The sequence below is a fragment of the Pseudomonas sp. PDM22 genome, assembly GCF_014851965.1.
Taxonomy (GTDB): Bacteria; Pseudomonadota; Gammaproteobacteria; order Pseudomonadales; family Pseudomonadaceae; genus Pseudomonas.
The window spans coordinates 221996-238816 of the sequence record NZ_JACVAR010000010.1; the positions used below are offsets into that span (position 1 = coordinate 221996).

Consider the following 16821-nt stretch of genomic DNA (forward strand, 5'->3'; position numbering starts at 1 on the left):
TCATCACGCCACCTCCGCATGCAGCAGGGCGATGTAGCGTGCCCGGTGGAAGGCCAGCGAGCCCTGGCTGTTGAGCAGCACCATGGCGCGGCGCAGGAACAGGCCGATGTCGGCCTCGTCGGTGTAGCCGATGCCGCCGTGCAGCTGGATCGCCTGGCGGGTCACCAGCATGGCCGCTTCGGCGGCGCGCACTTTGGCGGTGGACACCAGGCGCTGCACCTGCGCGACCGGCGCGCCGTCGTCCAGCGCGGTAGCCGCTTCGCCGACGATGGCGCGGGCCAGTTCGATCTGCAGTTTCAGGTCGACCATGCGGTGCTGCAGCGACTGGAAGCTGCCGATCTCGCGGCCGAACTGGCGGCGCACGCCGAGGTAGTCGCGGGTCTGTTCGAAGGCCGCGTCCATCAGGCCGACCAGGTAGGCGGCGCAGGCCAGCGCCGACTCGTCTAGGGCGGCGGGCGCACTGTCGACGAGCTGCGCGGGCGTGCCATCGAAGCGCAGGCGCGCCAGGTGGCCGCCGTCCTGGGTCGGCTCCTGGTGAACACTCAGCCCCTCGGCATTGCGTTGCACCAGCGCGAGGCCGGCGTTGCAGGCAACCAGCCACGCATCAGCGCAAGCCCCCAGAGCGACGTGAGCAACCTCGCCGCGCAGTTGGCCGTCGCGCAGCACCGGCAAGGCGGCGCCGGCTTCGTAGCCGATGCCCGCAGGCAGGATCAGTCGCTCGCCGGCCAGCAGCGCGTCGCGCTCGGCGGCGGGCAGCAAGGGAGCGACCAGGCTCGCCTCGATCAGCGGTTCGGGCAGCAGGCCGCGGCCGAGTTCTTCCAGCAGCGCCGTGTACTCGCCCATGCCCAGCCCACTGCCGCCCAGCTCTTCGGCGAGGCGCAGGCCCGGCCAGCCCATGGCGCAGACTTCGGCCCAGGCGTCGCGGTCGAGGCCCTGCGCCTGGAAGCGCAGGCGGCGCACCCGGCCCAGGTCGCCGCCACGCGGCACCAGGGAAGCGGCGCTGTCACGGATCATCCGCAGGCGCTCTTCGCGCTCCTCGGCCATCGCGGTGTTGTCGGTCATTTCGTCATTCCCGTGTCGGTTGAACAGCGCCGGCCGCAGCGGGCCGGTACTTGAAACTGCCGGTGGCGCTGGCGATCAGCTCGCCGGCCCCGTCGAAGATTTCCGCCGCGCAGAAGCACAGCGTGCGGGTCCGCCGCAGCACCCGGCCGACGGCGTTGATCTCGCCGCTGGTGCTGCCCATGAAGTGGGTGGCCATGTCGATGGTGACCATCGAGCAACCCGGCATCTGCGCGCGGATCGCCCCGGCCATGGCGGCATCGAGCACGCTCATCAGCACGCCGCCGTGGAAGCTGCCGATGTAGTTCATCAGCTCCGGGCGGTGAGGCAGGCGCACCCGCACCACGTCGCCATCGATCCAGCGCTCCAGGCCAAGGAACTCCTGGAAGGTGAAGCGGCCGCTGGGGAACATCTCCAGGCCACCCTCAGCAGGTGCAGCGGCGCGGGTCGAGGTGAGATCGGTCATCGAACGCTTTCCTCCGTGGCAGGCTGACCCACCGGGCGGGCCACGCCTTGTACCGCCGGGCGCGCGGGCGCTGCAGGTGCGGCATCCGGCTGCGGGCTGCGCGCCTCGCGGTTCGGGTCATACAGGCGGTTGGGGATCATCAGCGCAGGGATCAGGCCGGTGATGACGTAGGTGATGCCCATGACCAGGAAGCCCGCGCCGATGGACACGTGGGAGGCCAGCAGGCCGATGGCCGCCGGGGCCACCGCCGCGCCGATGCGGCCGAGGTTGTAGGAAGTGCCCACGGCGGCGCCGCGCACCTGGGTGGAGAAGCTCTCGGTCATGTAGGTGGCCAGCACGCCCACCGGTACGCCGTAGATGAAGCCGAACAGCGCGAGGATCCAGACGATGTTGTCCGGGGTGTGCCAGAACACGATCACCGGCATGAAGATCGCGGTGCCGATGGCGCCGGCGGCGAAGGTGGCGCGGCGGCCGAAGCGGTCCGAGGCGATCCCGGCGAGCACCTTGCCGAGGATCATCGCGGTGTAGGTGCCGACCATGTAGCCGGTCATGGACTTGAAGTTCATGCCCAGCTCGCTTTCCAGGTACGAGGGCATCCAGTTGTTGGTGCCGTAGTAGCCGAACAGCAGGAAGCACGAGGTGATGCTCCAGAGCACGAACATGCGGCGGGTGGACGGATCGACCAGCAATTGGCGCATGCCGCCGCTGGGCGCGCTCTGCTGGCGACTGCTGGCCTGCTGCGCGCGTTGCGCACGAGCCGCCAGCCAGGACGGCGACTCCGGCACCCAGGGCCGCAGCGCCAGGCAGATCAGCGCCGCGCCGATGGCGGTGAAGAACAGCGCGCGCCAGCCGTAGTCCGGGATGATCTGCCCGGCGAGGATGGTCGCCACCAGGTAGCCCACGGTCCAGCCGGCCTGCATGGTCGCCAGGATGGTGGTGCGGTACTTGGCGGTGACGAACTCGGACATCAGGATGTTGCAGGCCACGAACAGCGAGCCCAGGCCCAGCGAGGAAACGAAGCGGATCAGTGCGAAGGCCCAGTAGTTGTGCGCCAGGCCCAGCAGCGCGGTACCGACGGAAAACACCAGGATGGTCCAGGTCACCACGCGCACCCGGCCGAAGCGGTCGCACGCCCAGCCGCCGTAGATGCCGCCGATGGCCATGCCGGCCAGGGTGATGCTGCCCAGCGAGCCGGCCTCGAAGTTGGACAGGCCGAACTCGGCCTTGAGGCTGTTCAGGCTGTAGGCGAGGAACATCAGGTCGGCGCCATCGGCGAGCAGACCCAGGAAGCAGAAGAAGAAGGCGATCACCAGGGTCCGCCGCGGTATCGCGGCGCTCTGGGCCAAGCTGTCGGGTGCGTTCATTGTTGTTGTTCTCGCAGGTTGGTTGAGGTCGTCGTCGCGCTAGGCCCGCCCGGCTGGTTCTCCACCCTCCGGGGTCAGGCTTACGCGGCCGTTGTCCAGCACCACCACGTCGCGCTCGACAACGCGGGTGCGGAAGGAGCCGTCATTCCAGATTTCCGTACGCAGGGTTTCGCCGGGGAACACCGGTGCCGAGAAGCGCACCTGCAGGTGGGCGAAGCGCTCCGCGCGGTAGTCGGCGAAGCCGCGCAGCAGCGCATGGAAGGCCACGCCAAGGGTGCACAGGCCGTGCAGGATCGGCCGCGGGAAACCACCGCGAGCGGCCGCCGCGGGGCTGGCGTGGATCGGGTTGTCGTCGCCGTTGAGGCGGTAGTGCAGCGCCTGTTCCGGACGTGTCGGCAAGTCGATGACCAGGTCCGGCGCCTGCTCGGGCAGACGGTGCGGCTGACTGAGCGACTGACTGTCGCCGCCGAAGCCGCCGTCACCGCGCAGGAAAGTGGTGCCACGGGCAATCGCCAGCACCTCGCCGCTCTGCGCGTCGCTGACGACCTTCTCGCTGTAGAGCAGCGCGCCCTTGCCGGCTCCCTTGTCCACCAGACCGGTGACGCGGGTGCGGCCGATCACTTCGCCTTCCACCGGCAACGGTTTCAGCCACTCGATACTTTGCTCGCCATGGACCAGGCGCAGCGCATCGACGCCGGTGTCCGGGTTGCCCAGCCAGAAGCCGGGATGGCCGAGCACCACGGCCATGCAGGGCAGCGCCTGGAGGTCGCGGTTGGCGTCGACGAAGGTCAGCTGGTGCTCATCCATCGGGTCGGCGCCGAGGCCCACCGACAGCGCGTAGAAAGCGCTGTCCTGGCGGCTGAAACGCTGCCGCACTTCGGGGATCGGGTAGTTCAGCAGGTGCTCAGGATTCAGCGCCATGGGCCACCTCCTCCACTTCCAGCACCGCATCGGCGGCCCACGCGCCCTGCCCCTCGGGCATGGCGAAGACCGGGTTGAGGTCGACCGAACGCAGGCGCGGACCGGCCTCGGCGGCGAACTGCGAGAGCTGCGCGAGCACCCGCGACAGCGCCTGGATGTCGGTCACCGGGCGACCCCGGGCGCCCAGCAGCAGCGGTGCGCCCTTGATGCTGCGGATCATCTGCTCGGCCTCGTCGACGCCGAACGGGCAGCGGCGGAACACCACGTCCTTGAGCACTTCGACGAAGATGCCGCCGAGACCGAACACGGCTACTGGTCCGAACTGCGGGTCGCGCTGGATACCCATGAAGCACTCCACGCCACCCTGCAGCTGACGGGCCACCAGCACGCCGTCGAGGCGGGCGTTCGGCGCATGTTCGGCAGCGCGTTGCAGCAGCAGATCGTAGCCTTCGCGCACGGCCTGGGAGCTGCTGACGTTGAGCAGCACGCCGCCGATTTCCGACTTGTGCAGGATGTCCGCCGAGGCGATTTTCAGCACCACCGGGAAGCCGATCTGCTCGGCGAAGGCGGCGGCTTCCGCCGCACTTTTCAGCACCCGCTCGGGCGCCGATTCGATACCGGCGCGCGCCAGCAATTGCTTGGCATCGGCCTCACCGGGCGTGCTGGCCGGCAGCTCGACGCCGCCGGGCGCGGGAATCCTGCGCAGCGGGCGGGCGAAGGCTTCGCCCAGCTGGCCCATGGCCTGGATGGCGCGCACCGCGCGGGTCGGGTCCTCGAACAGGGCAAAGCCGGCCTTCTGGTACGGCGCCAGCTCCTCGCCCTCGCCCATCACCGAGACCACGAACAGGCGGTCCGGGTGATCGACCTTGATCCGCGCGAACTGCTCGGCGAGGCGCGGGCCAATGGAGGCGGCGGTGCCGGCCTGGGTGAAGAAGGCGATCAGCGAGCGGTAGCCACCGTCCACCACCATGGACTCGGTGAAGTCGTGCACCAGGCTCAGGTCGTTGAGCGCCTGGGCGGTGCAGTCCACCGGGTTGAGTGGCGAGGCGTAGTGCAGGCGCTGCTTCAGGCGTGCCTGGGCCGCTTCGGGCATCGGCGGCATGGGCAGGCCGAAGTCCTCGGCGGCGTCGCTGACGATGATGCCGGCGCCACCGCTGACGGTGATCATCCCCAGGCTGTTGTTCACCGGGTAGATGCGCTGGGTGGCAAGGTAGGCGATATCCACCAGTTCCTCGGTGGTGCGCGCGCGGACCACGGCGTAGTCGGCCAGCACCGCATCGAGCACCTTGTCATCACCCGCCAGGGAGGCGGTGTGCGACATGGCCGCGCGACCGCCCAGTTCGCTGCGCCCGACCTTGTGCAGGATCACCGGCTTGCCGGCGCGATGGGCCGCTTCGAGGGCGGCGAGAAAGCTGTCGACGTTGCGGATCGATTCGGCGTAGGCCATCACCACGTCGATCTCCGGCGACTCCACCAGCCAGCCGATGGCATCGCCCAGGGTGACGTCGGCTTCGTTGCCGGTGGCGACGCAGATCGGCGTGCCCAGCCCGCGCTGCCGCGACAGGCCGAGCAGGTGCGCCCCGTAGGCGCCGGACTGGGTGGCGATGCCGACCCGCCCGGCCAGCGGAATGCCGCGTTCCAGGCTGGTGGAGAAGAAGGCGTAGTAGCCCAGGTTGGCGTTGAACACGCCCAGCGCGTTCGGCCCCAGCAGGCGCATGTTCGCCGCGCGGGCGGCTTCGACGATAGCGTCCTGCATGGCCACGCCTTCCTCGCCGACTTCGCTGAAGCCGGAGGAGAACACGATGGCGCTGCGCGCGCCCTTGCGGCCCAGCGCCTGGACGGTCTCCAGTACCTGCGGCGCCGGCACCGCGATGATCGCCACGTCCGGCGCCTCGGGCAGCGCATCGACGCTGGCGTAGGCTGGCAGGCCCTGGATCTCGGTGCGGTTGGGGTTCACCGGCAGGATGCGCCCGGAAAAGCCGTTGCGCAGCATGTAGGCAATGGGGCGGCCGCCGATGCGGTGCGGGTCGCTGGAAGCGCCGACCACGGCGACCGAGCGCGGCTGCACCAGGGGGGTGAGACTGGAAAAACCGGTGTGTTGCAAGTGACTCACTGACATGACGTTCCACCTGAACAAGTAGCGGGTGCCGGGCGTTTGCGTGCCGGCGCGAGGGCGAGCGCATCCACGGCAGGCTGCGGGTAGCAGCCACCGGGAGCGTCGGCCCTGTGTTTCAGAGCCCTGAATTTCAGAGCACGGGCTTTCAGAGCACCGCTTGGGTGCCGAGCAGTGCCGTCACCTGGCTGGACAAGGTGCCGCCGTTGCCGTGCAGCAGCGCCACGTCGGCCTTCTTCAGCTGGCGTTCACCGGCCTCGCGACGCAGCTGGGTGACCGCCTCGATGATCAGGAACATGCCGTACATGCCCGGATGCACACAGGACAGCCCGCCGCCGTTGGTGTTCACCGCCAATTCGCCGCCAGGAGCGATGCGCCCGCCCTGGACGAAGCGGCCACCCTCGCCCTTCGGGCAGAAGCCGAGGTCCTCGAGGAACAGGATCGTATTGATGGTGAAGGCGTCGTAGACCATCACCAGGTCGATGTCCGAGTGCTTCACCCCGGCCATCTGCATGGCTCGCGGGCCGCTCTCGGAAGCGGCGGTGACGGTGAGGTCGGGCATGGCGACGATGGAGCGGTGCCACTGCGCGCCGGCGGCGCCGAGGAAGTAGATCGGCGCTTTGGGCAGGTCGCGCGCGCGGTCGGCACGCACCATCACGCAGGCGCCGCCTCCATCGGTGACCAGGCAGCAGTCGGCCTTGCTCAGCGGGTCGCTGACCATCCGTGCGGCGAGCACCTCATCGATGCTCAGCGGGCCACGGGCAAAGGCCTCGGGGTTGAGGTTGGCCCAACCGCGCGCTGCCACGGCCACTTCGGCCAGGTGCTCGCGGGTGGTGCCGTATTGATGCATGTGGCGGCTGGCGGCCAGGGCGTAAGCGGTGATCGGGTGACGCGGCTGGTAGGGCGTCTCGTGCCACTGCGGCTCGCTCATCGACACCAGCTTGCCGCCGGCAGTGCGCTGGTTGGAGCCGTAGCAGATGAGCGCCGCGTCACACAGGCCGGCTTCCAGGGCCAGGGTCGCCTGCAGCAGGTGCAGCTCGAAGCTGGAGCCACCGACGTTGGTGCCGTCGACGAATTTCGGCTTGATGCCGAGGTACTCGCAGACCGAGAGCGTCGGGAAGGCGTGGGAGCTGGTGGCCGAGAACACCGCGTCGATGTCCGAGAGCGCAAGCCCCGCATCGGCGATGGCCTTCATCGAGGCCTGGCCAAGCAGTTCCATGGCGCTGTAGCCGTGGGCTTCGCCGATACCGGCGCTGCCGATGCCGACGATGGCGGTCTTGCCGCGCAGGACCTGGCTCATGACTGTGCCTCCGTCAGGGGCTCGAAGACGACGGCGGGGCCGCTGTCCTGCTGGGCGATGCGCGCCTTGAGGCGGGTGCCGATGGGCAGGCTGAGGTGACCTTCGATACGGGACATCATGCGCACGCCTTCATCGAGGTCGACCAGGGCGACGTTGTAGTCACCGCTGCGGGCGCGGTTGACGGTCAGGGCATAAAGGGTGCCCAGGCCACTGGCGGGAACCCATTCCAGGTCCGTTTCGCCGCTGCCGGGCACCTGGGTGCGCGGGTAGAACACGTGCCGGCCGGTGGAGGCGCTGCGCTGCAACATGAAGCGACCCTGGGCGAGGAAGGCAAGGTACTGCGCCTCTGGCCCTGGCATGTTGCGGTCGGGGAAATCCACCATTGAGGTTTCTCCTTTGTTCTTGTTCTGCCTTTGTTGCAAAGTGCGTTACCGCCCATGCCAAGCCAGCTTCACGGAAGCCGTTGCAGGCGTCGCAGGGTCAGAATACATTCACAATACTGAATGTCAATCAGAATACAGAATATGACCACTGAAAAAACCGTCGAAGAAGCCAGCAGCAAACGCACTGGCGGCGCCAAGGATGTCGGCGCCGTGGTGAATGCCATCCAGATCCTGCGCCACCTGGCCAATGCCGAAGGCCCCGAGGGCGCGACCGCCATCGCCCGCGCCACCGGTATCAGCCCGAGCACCACCTTCAATATCCTGCGCACACTGAGCAACGAGCAGCTGACCTCGTTCGACAACGAGACCAAGACCTATCGCCTGGGCCTGGGCCTGTCGGAGCTGGCAGTGAGTTTCATCGGTCGCAGCTACGCCGACCTGATCCAGCCGGAACTGGAGCGCCTGAGCACCAGCCACCACATCCTGATCACCTTGTGGCAGGTCACCGACGATGCGCACATCCGCGTGATCGCCGTGTCCGCGCCAACCGTGGCGCACGTCAACGTCGCCGTGGGCTCGCGCCTGCCGGAGCTGGTAGGCGCCGCCGGACGCTGCATCGCCGGGCTGCGCAACCTCCCCGAGGATGAACTGCGACGTCGCCTGACCCGCGTGCGCTGGGAGAACCCACCGAATTTCGATGAGTACCGCCGCGACGCCGCCGCCACGCTGGAGCGCGGCTGGGCCATCGACCAGGACCACCTGTATCGCGGCGTCAGCATGGTCGCCAGCGCGATCATCGACCACGATCGCCAGCCACGCTTCATCATTTCCGGCATCGGCATCAGTGCCCAGCACGACCGCGAGAAGCTCGAGCAGATCGGCGCCAGCCTGCACGAGACGGCCTGCTTCATCAGCCGCTCACTGTTCCCGCAAAGCGCCATCAGCCCAGCGGAATAGCCCGAACTCTATTCATCATATGAAATGATATTCATGTGAATGGATGATTTCGACAAGAACAACGGCACCGGCGCGAAACCGCACAGCGGAACCCCGCGCGCCGGCGCCCGCGTCGCAGCATTCCCGATGCGACTGATGGCAGCGATATTCGCCGCCAGGGGCCCACAGCCGCGACTATCGCCGGTATCATGGCAAGTCTTGATGGAGTCCTGGCGGTGACCATCCCGCGGAGAACACCGTTCCCGCCGCACGCCTGAATCCCTTGCGATTCAGGCAGCCCGCCGCCAGAGCCCGCCAAACCTTCTGCCCGGATGCTCGCCTGCCTTGAATGGCTCGCGGCAGCCGCAGGTAATCCCATTGAATGAGGCAACCATGGAACAGAAAGACATCGATTGGGGCACGCTCGGATTCGATTACATCAAGACCGACTTCCGCTACATCTCTCACTGGCGCGATGGTCTGTGGGACGACGGCAAGCTGACCGAAGACAACACCCTGCACATCAGCGAGGGCTCCTCCGCCCTGCACTATGGCCAGCAGTGCTTCGAAGGCCTCAAGGCCTACCGCTGCAAGGACGGCTCGATCAACCTGTTCCGCCCGGACCAGAACGCCGCGCGCATGGCCCGCAGCTGCGCCCGCGTACTGATGCCGCAAGTGTCCGAAGAGCAGTTCATCGAGGCCTGCAAGCAGGTCGTGCGCGCCAACGAGCGCTTCATCCCGCCGTACGGCTCGGGCGGCGCGCTGTACCTGCGCCCGTTCGTGATTGGCGTGGGCGACAACATCGGCGTGCGCCCGGCTCCGGAATTCATCTTCTCGGTGTTCTGCATCCCGGTCGGCGCCTACTTCAAGGGCGGCATGAAGCCCCATGACTTCGTGATCTCCACCTACGACCGCGCCGCGCCCAACGGCACCGGCGCCGCCAAGGTCGGTGGCAACTACGCCGCCAGCCTGATGCCGGGCGCCCAGGCCAAGAAAGAAGGTTTCGCCGACTGCATCTACCTCGACCCGGCCACCCACAGCCGCATCGAGGAAGTGGGCTCGGCCAACTTCTTCGCCATCACCCATGACAACGAGTTCGTCACCCCGCGCTCCAGCTCGGTGCTGCCGGGCATCACCCGCCTGTCGCTGATGCAGCTGGCCGAACAGCGCCTGGGCCTGAAAGTGATCGAAGGCGACGTGCAGATCGACGACCTGGCCCGCTTCAAGGAAGCCGGCGCCTGCGGTACCGCAGCGGTGATCACCCCGATCGGCGGCATCCAGTACAAGGACAACCTGCACGTATTCTTCAGCCGCGAAGACGTCGGCCCGGTGACCCGTCGCCTCTACGAGGAACTGACCGGCATCCAGAAGGGTGACGTGGAAGGTCCGGAAGGCTGGGTGGTCAAGGTCGACTGAGCCTGACAGCTAGCTGAAGAACGAACGCCGCGCTACCGGAAGGTAGCGCGGCGTTTTTCTTTGGGCCGAGGTCGCCGGCCTGAACCTGTAGGAGCGAGCCATGCGCGCGATCACGGGCATGGCCCGCCCCTAGAGGGGACACCGACCTTTCCGTCAGGCAGGGCTGGGCAGCGCCGGCTGACACAGCAGCCAGTCATGGAGCAGCGCCTGCAGCTCCTCGAACTTCACCGGCTTGGCCATGTAGTCGCTCATCCCCGCAGCCAGGCAGCGCTCGCGATCACCACTGTGGCTGTGGGCGGTGATCGCCAGCACCGGCAGGTCGGCGCAACGCGGCAGCGTGCGGATCGCCCGGCAGGTGGCGAAGCCGTCCATCACCGGCATCTGGCAATCCAGCAACACGGTGTCGATGGCTTCCCGGCGCAGCAGCTCGATGGCCTCGGCGCCGTTGTCAGCCGTGCGCACGCGGTAGCCGAGCTTGAGCAGCATGCCGCGGATCACCAGCTGGTTGATGGCGTTGTCCTCCACCACCAGCACGGTGCACTGGTCGGGACTGCGCAGCACCTGGCCGCCCGCGCGACGCGGCGGCGGGGCGATGCCCTGCACCGGCTGGCCGACCTGCAGTTCCAGGGCAAAGCGGCTGCCCTGCCCCGGCATGGATTCGTGGCTCAGCGTACCGCCCAGCAACGCGACCAGCTTGCGGGTCAGCGCCAGCCCAATACCGAGGCCGCCGTACTCGCGGGTCAGCGACCCGTCGAGCTGGAAGAAGCGTTGGTACAGCGCGCCATCCGGCGGGGTGGAGAAACCGATGCCGCTGTCCTGCACCTCGATACGCAGCGCCAGCCCTTCGCTGTTAGGCACACCGGCAACCCGCAGGTGTACGCCGCCCTGATGGGTGAACTTGATGGCGTTGTCGATCAGGTAGCCCAGCGCCTGGGTCAGCTTGCCGGCATCGCCCTCGAGGGTGTCGGGCAGGCTCTCGTCCAGTTGCAAGACGAAGCGCAGCCCGCGCTCCTCAGCGCGAGGCGCGTACTGCGCGCGCAGGCCGTCGCACAGGCCGCGCAGGCTGAACGGCTCGCGGCGAGGGTAGAGCTTGCCGGCCTGCAACTCGATCAGCGCGAGGATGTCGTTGACCATGCGCATCATGTCACGCGCCGAGCCGGTGGCAGTCTTGTGGTACTGCGCCAACTCGATGTCCATGGGCACCGTCTGCATCAGCTCCAGCGAACCGATCACCCCGCTCATGGGCGTGCGCAGTTCGTGGGTGACAGTGGCGAGGAATTCGTCCTTCAGGCGGTTGCTGCTGGCCAGCTCCAGGTTCAGCTGCTCCAGCTTGCGGCTGGTTTCCTGGAGGATGCGCGTGCGCTCCTCCTTCATGGCATTGATGCGGTCCGCCAGCGCCAGGGACAGCAGGCCGACCTCCAGCGCCGAACCGATCTGGCTGGCGTACATGGTCAGGAAGATGTTGGGCAGCAAACCCAGCACCATCAGCGTGTTGATGACTCCGCCGAGCAGGAAGGCGCTCCAGGCGAAAATGAAGTAGCGCGCCACGCGCATGCCGCGCAGCCAGGCGACGATGCCGGCAGTGAAGATCACCACGGTGAAGGCCAGCGCCAGGTAGGTGGCCAGCCGCAGGGCGATGGCGTAGCTGACCGTCAGCGCCAGCACCATCACCAGCGCGCCAACCCCCATCAGCACGCGCAGGATGCGGTCGATCCACAGGCTGTGCTCGCGGGTATGCAGGAAGCTGCGGGCGAACTGGCAGCCGAACAGGCCGGCCGAACCGATCAGGAAGGGCGTGGCGGCGTTGGCCCACCAGGGGTTGTTCGGCCAGAAGTACTCGATGCCCGCGCCGTTGACCGAGATCTGGTAGAAGCCGAACGAGGCTATATAAAGGATGTAATAGAGGTAGCTGGTGTCGCGGACGCTGAGGAAGATGAACAGGTTATAGATCAGCATCACCAGCAACACGCCATAGATGATGCCCAGCACATAGATGCGCCCCGGCTGCTCTTCCAGATAGGCCTTGGACGACCAGAGCGTCAGCGGCGCCTGGATCGAGCCCTGGCTTTCCAGGCGCAGGTAGACGCGCAGCGGCTTGCCCGGCTCCAGCTTGAGGTCGAACAGGTAGTTGTTCTGGCGGATCGGCCGGCTGTCGAACGGCAGGGTATCGCCGGTGCGCTGGGCCAGCTTGAAGCCGCCCTGGCCGTCGGGCAGGTAGAGGTCGAGCTTGTCCAGCGGCGGGTAGGCCAGCTCCAGCAGCCAGTTGGCCGGGTCGCTCGAGGCCTTGGGCTGGTAGTCCAGGTCCAGGCGCAACCAGAACACCGAGCGCGAATAGCCGGCATTGAGCACGTCACGCTCATGGTGGCGGAAACTGGCAGCCAGCGCCGGCGAGCTGATCTCGGCGATATCGGCCGTGCCGCGCACGTCCTCGAAGACATCCATCGCCCGCCCCAGGGGCAGCTGCCCGACATGCTCGTCGAAGCTGATGGCGCTCGCCACTGGCGAGAGGATGAGAAGGATCAGGAAGATCAGCCAGTGCCGCATGGTGCCCCGCAGTACCGCCGACAGCTGCGCCGGAGATCCCCATCCCCTGCCTTGGCGCGCCGTGGAGGCGTTGTGTTGGAATCGGCGAACTCTAGCACAGGCCTTGTGGCCCGTGGCATTCGACCATCCGGGCAGGGCGCGGCCGGGCGATGCGCATTGGACCGTTCGGTCAGCTCAGCGCGGCGATTTGGTGATAAGCTCCCGCGCCATGAAAACACCTGCCTCCCGCCCAGTAGTGCTCTGCCTGTCCGGCCACGATCCCAGTGGCGGTGCCGGCCTGCAGGCCGATATCGAAGCCCTGATCGCCCAAGGCTGCCACGCGGCGCCGACCGTCACCGCGCTGACCGTTCAGGATACCGTCAACGTTTCCGACTTCCGCGTGCTCGACCGCGAGTGGGTGCTGGCCCAGGCCAACGCCGTGATCGCCGATCTGCCGGTGGCTGCGGTCAAGCTGGGCATGCTCGGCTCGGTGCAGATGGTCGACACGGTCGTGGAGATCATGCAGTCCCTGCCGGGCATCCCGCTGGTCTGCGACCCGGTGCTGCGCGCCGGTGGCGGCGGCTCGCTGGGCAAGGACGACGTCGGCTACGCCATGCGCGAACGCCTGCTGCCGATTGCCGCAGTGGCTACCCCGAACCTGCCCGAGGCGCGCATCCTCGCCGAACTGCCCGAGGGCACCGCGGACGAGTGCGCCGACAAGCTGCTGCCTTATATCCAGACCCTGCTGATCACCGGCGGCCATGGCGACGAGTCCGAGGTGCACAATCGCCTGTACACCCGCGACGGCCAGCGCCACACCTTCACCTGCCAGCGCCTGCCCGGCAGCTACCACGGCTCGGGCTGCACCCTGGCGAGCACCCTCGCCGGCCGCCTGGCTCTGGGCGAGGAACTGGTGAGCGCGGTGCGCAGCGCCCTGGACTACACCTGGCGCACCTTGCGCGACGCGGAAGCGCCCGGCCACGGCCAGTACGTGCCGCGCCGCCTGCCACTGGACTTCTGCAACTGATCTGATCGAGGCCTTGATGAAACTGCGCGGACTCTACGCCATCACCGACAGCCAGCTGCTCGACGGCGGCCGCCTGCTGCCCTACGTCGAAGCCGCCCTGAAGGGCGGCGCCAGACTGCTGCAGTACCGCGACAAGTCCGACGACGCCTCGCGCCGCCTGCGCGAAGCCGAGGCCCTGCGCGACCTCTGCGCGCGCTACGGCGCCACGCTGCTGATCAACGATGACGCCGAACTGGCCGCGCGCCTGGGCGTCAGCGTGCACCTGGGGCAGACCGACGGCTCGCTGGCCGCCGCCCGCGCCCTGCTCGGCCGCGACGCGGTCATCGGCGGCACCTGCCACGCCAGCCTCGAGATGGCCGAGAAGGCCATCGCCGAGGGCGCCAGCTACGTCGCCTTCGGCCGCTTCTTCGCCTCCCAGACCAAACCCGGCGCGTCCGCCGCCAGCGTCGAACTGCTGGAGCAGGCCAAGACCCGCTTCAACGTGCCGCTGGTAGCCATCGGCGGCGTGACCCTGGACAACGCGCCCGAGCTGATCGCCCGCGGCGCCGACATGATCGCCGTGATCCACGCCCTGTTCGCCGCCGACACCCCGGCCGAAGTCGAACAGCGCGCCCGCGCCTTCAGCCAACTCTTCGAAACCCGCTGAGCGCCACGCGCCCAGCCCTTCACAGCTTCGCGAGGTACACCATGTCCCGTTCCGAAACGCTTTTCGCCAATGCCCAGAAACACATCCCCGGTGGCGTGAACTCGCCGGTGCGCGCGTTCAAGAGCGTCGGCGGCACCCCGCTGTTCTTCAAGCACGCGGAAGGCGCCTACGTGGTGGACGAGGATGACAAGCGCTACGTCGACTACGTCGGCTCCTGGGGCCCGATGATCCTCGGCCACAGCCATCCGGACGTCCTCGACGCCGTGCGCAAGCAGCTCGACCACGGCCTGTCCTACGGCGCGCCGACCGCGCTGGAAGTGGAAATGGCCGACCTGGTCTGCTCCCTGGTGCCGTCCATGGACATGGTGCGCATGGTCAGCTCCGGCACCGAAGCCACCATGAGCGCCATCCGCCTGGCCCGCGGCTACACCGGCCGTGACAGCATCATCAAGTTCGAGGGCTGCTACCACGGCCACTCCGACAGCCTGCTGGTGAAAGCCGGTTCCGGCGCCCTGACCTTCGGCGTGCCGAACTCCCCCGGCGTGCCGGCGGCCTTCGCCAAGCACACCCTGACCTTGCCCTACAACGACATCGCCGCGGTGGAGAAGACCCTGGCTGAAGTCGGCAAGGACGTGGCCTGCATCATCGTCGAGCCGGTCGCCGGCAACATGAACTGCGTGCCGCCGGCCCCGGGCTTCCTCGAAGGCCTGCGCCGCCTGTGCGACCAGCACGGCGTGGTGCTGATCTTCGACGAAGTGATGACCGGTTTCCGCGTTGCCCTGGGCGGCGCCCAGGCCCACTACGGCATCACCCCGGACCTGTCGACCTTCGGCAAGATCATCGGCGGCGGCATGCCGGTAGGCGCTTTCGGCGGCAAGCGGCAGATCATGGAGCAGATTTCCCCGCTCGGCCCGGTCTACCAGGCCGGCACCCTGTCGGGTAACCCGCTGGCCATGGCCGCCGGCCTGACCACCCTGCGCCTGATCAGCCGCCCCGGCTTCCACGACGAGCTGACCACCTACACCACCCGCATGCTGCAAGGCCTGCAGGAGCGCGCCGACGCCGCCGGCATCCCCTTCGTGACCACCCAGGCGGGTGCCGCGATGTTCGGCCTGTACTTCACCGGCGCCGACGCCATCGTCACCTTCGACGACGTGATGACCAGCGATGCGGAACGCTTCAAGCGCTTCTTCCACCTGATGCTGGATTCGGGCATCTACCTGGCTCCGAGCGCCTTCGAGGCCGGCTTCACCTCCATCGCCCACGGCGAAACCGAGCTGAAACTGACCCTGGACGCCGCCGAGCGCGCTTTCGCCGCACTCAAGTAAGCCGCCCCACGCGAAGGCGCCCGTCCGGGCGCCTTCCGCTCTGCCACGATGCTTTCAGCGCTTTATTCCGGCGTTACACTCACCCCGCCGTCACAGCCGTTTCCAGCAAAAAAACAGAAAAGAAGGTAAAGACTTTGTAAGGAAGCGCCTGCTTATTTCATAATGTGAAGGCTGGCGCATTTCGCTGGCCGGGTTTTACCCGCCCCGATCCTGGAGGCCGTTTCTCCCCATGTACCGTTCCGGTCGCACCCTGCTGGGCTGCCTGTTGCTCGCACTGCCCCTGTTCACTCAGGCGGGCGGCAACTCGCTGCTGATTCCAGCCACCGGACGCTGCACCCTGAACACCGTGCCCGAACAGCTGCAACAGGCACTGGCCAGCTGCCAGCAGGCCGCCAATGCCGGCGACGCACAGGCACAGTTCGAACTGGGGGAATTCTTCTACACCGGCGAGCGCGCCCCGCGCGACTTCCAGGCCGCCCTGCACTGGTACGAGAAGGCTTCGCTGCAAGGCCACGCCGACGCACAGCTGCGCCTGGGCACCATGTTCTTCCGCGGCGAAGGCGTGAAGGCCAACAACGTGCAGGCCTACATCGTGCTGAAGATGGCTGCGGTCAACGGCGCCGAAGACGCCATGGACAGCGCCGACCTGGTCGCCGAGCAGATGAACAAGGACGAACTGGACATCGCCACCAAGGTGCTTGGACAGATCTTCCGCAACTACCTGATCGAACTGCAGACCGCCGGCAACTCGCCGTTCTCGCCACTGCCCTGATTCACCCTTTCTCGTAGGGCGCATAACGCGCCAGCGTTATCCGCCGCATAGAGCCGGCGGATAACCTGTTCCAGGTTATTCGCCCTACTACAGGATCGTTCGCGAGCAAGCTCCTACCAAAAGCGAAAAGCCGAGCGTCAGTCCTTGCTGGGCATCGGCATGGGGAACGGCATCACGTTGCCGCTGGGCTTGGCCTCGCTGATCTTCGCGGTGCCCAGGCGCTCCACTTCGTCGATGCGGATGATCGAGTGCAGCGGCACGAAGCTGCGGATGACGCCGTCGAACTGCGCCTTGAGCTTCTCTTCGCTGGGGTCCACCACCACCTGGGTGCGCTCGCCGAAGACGAACTCCTCGATCTCCAGGAAACCCCACAGATCGCTCTGGTAGATCTGCTTGGCGTACATCTCGTACACCTGGCCCTGGTTGAGGAAGACCACCTTGTAGATCGGGTTCTCGCGCTTGCTCATGAACGAAGGATGACAGCTTTGCAAAAAGGGCACGCAGCATAGCACAGACAGCCGCCCCTCAAGCCCGCCGCTGGTAGATGCCCGCCCCGGGGCTTATAAT

General features: G+C 67.4%; 15 protein-coding genes. 6 read left to right on the forward strand and 9 right to left on the reverse strand.

The window, feature by feature from the left end; all coding sequences use genetic code 11:
* Positions 1-3 precede the first annotated feature (3 nt).
* From IB255_RS28450 to IB255_RS28480, 7 genes are all read right to left on the reverse strand, one after another.
* Positions 4-1062 carry an acyl-CoA dehydrogenase family protein gene (locus IB255_RS28450; RefSeq protein ID WP_192211186.1) on the reverse strand — a complete coding sequence of 353 codons (1059 nt, stop codon included), beginning with the start codon at positions 1060-1062 and terminating at the stop codon, positions 4-6.
* A gap of 4 nt (positions 1063-1066) precedes the next feature.
* Positions 1067-1471 (reverse strand): PaaI family thioesterase, encoded by a 405-nt coding sequence (locus IB255_RS28455; RefSeq protein ID WP_139791554.1) that lies wholly within the window; start codon positions 1469-1471, stop codon positions 1067-1069.
* A gap of 50 nt (positions 1472-1521) precedes the next feature.
* Entirely contained in the window at positions 1522-2889 is a 1368-nt protein-coding gene (locus IB255_RS28460; RefSeq protein WP_151189319.1) for an MFS transporter, read from the reverse strand.
* A gap of 39 nt (positions 2890-2928) precedes the next feature.
* The gene (locus IB255_RS28465) at positions 2929-3810 is read right to left on the reverse strand and encodes a MaoC/PaaZ C-terminal domain-containing protein (RefSeq protein WP_081518147.1); all 882 of its coding nucleotides are present in this window, start codon (positions 3808-3810) and stop codon (positions 2929-2931) included.
* Entirely contained in the window at positions 3794-5929 is a 2136-nt protein-coding gene (locus IB255_RS28470) for an acetate--CoA ligase family protein (protein ID WP_081517176.1), read from the reverse strand. Before IB255_RS28470 ends, IB255_RS28465 begins: the two co-directional genes overlap by 17 nt.
* Before the next feature lie 142 nt (positions 5930-6071).
* Positions 6072-7223, reverse strand: a complete 1152-nt coding sequence (locus IB255_RS28475; RefSeq protein ID WP_192211187.1) for a thiolase — start codon at positions 7221-7223, stop codon at positions 6072-6074.
* Positions 7220-7606 (reverse strand): Zn-ribbon domain-containing OB-fold protein, encoded by a 387-nt coding sequence (locus tag IB255_RS28480; RefSeq protein WP_192211188.1) that lies wholly within the window; start codon positions 7604-7606, stop codon positions 7220-7222. Before IB255_RS28480 ends, IB255_RS28475 begins: the two co-directional genes overlap by 4 nt.
* Before the next feature lie 141 nt (positions 7607-7747).
* Between IB255_RS28480 and IB255_RS28485 the strand changes: the two genes are divergently transcribed.
* Both IB255_RS28485 and IB255_RS28490 read left to right on the forward strand, forming a co-directional pair.
* A complete protein-coding gene (locus IB255_RS28485) occupies positions 7748-8563 on the forward strand; it encodes an IclR family transcriptional regulator (RefSeq protein WP_081517173.1) in 816 nt (271 codons plus the stop codon).
* 372 nt (positions 8564-8935) lie between these two features.
* Complete coding sequence (locus IB255_RS28490) at positions 8936-9958, forward strand: branched-chain amino acid aminotransferase (protein ID WP_192211189.1); 1023 nt, start codon at positions 8936-8938, stop codon at positions 9956-9958.
* Between the two features lie 153 nt (positions 9959-10111).
* Here the strand turns inward: IB255_RS28490 and IB255_RS28495 are convergent, their stop codons facing one another.
* The gene (locus IB255_RS28495) at positions 10112-12502 is read right to left on the reverse strand and encodes a hybrid sensor histidine kinase/response regulator (RefSeq protein WP_192211190.1); all 2391 of its coding nucleotides are present in this window, start codon (positions 12500-12502) and stop codon (positions 10112-10114) included.
* A 208-nt stretch (positions 12503-12710) separates the two neighbouring features.
* Between IB255_RS28495 and IB255_RS28500 the strand changes: the two genes are divergently transcribed.
* From IB255_RS28500 to IB255_RS28515, 4 genes are all read left to right on the forward strand, one after another.
* On the forward strand, positions 12711-13508 hold the full coding sequence (locus IB255_RS28500) for a hydroxymethylpyrimidine/phosphomethylpyrimidine kinase (RefSeq protein ID WP_192211191.1): 798 nt from the start codon (positions 12711-12713) through the stop codon (positions 13506-13508).
* A gap of 16 nt (positions 13509-13524) precedes the next feature.
* A complete protein-coding gene (thiE, locus tag IB255_RS28505; RefSeq protein WP_192211192.1) occupies positions 13525-14154 on the forward strand; it encodes a thiamine phosphate synthase in 630 nt (209 codons plus the stop codon).
* Between the two features lie 41 nt (positions 14155-14195).
* Positions 14196-15482, forward strand: coding sequence for a glutamate-1-semialdehyde 2,1-aminomutase (gene hemL, locus IB255_RS28510; RefSeq protein WP_192211193.1), 1287 nt, complete (start codon positions 14196-14198; stop codon positions 15480-15482).
* A 229-nt stretch (positions 15483-15711) separates the two neighbouring features.
* Positions 15712-16254, forward strand: coding sequence for a tetratricopeptide repeat protein (locus tag IB255_RS28515; RefSeq protein ID WP_017521798.1), 543 nt, complete (start codon positions 15712-15714; stop codon positions 16252-16254).
* A gap of 137 nt (positions 16255-16391) precedes the next feature.
* On the opposite strand, the gene IB255_RS28520 is transcribed toward IB255_RS28515, so the two are convergent.
* On the reverse strand, positions 16392-16721 hold the full coding sequence (locus tag IB255_RS28520; RefSeq protein ID WP_088421405.1) for a DUF1820 family protein: 330 nt from the start codon (positions 16719-16721) through the stop codon (positions 16392-16394).
* Positions 16722-16821 lie beyond the last annotated feature (100 nt).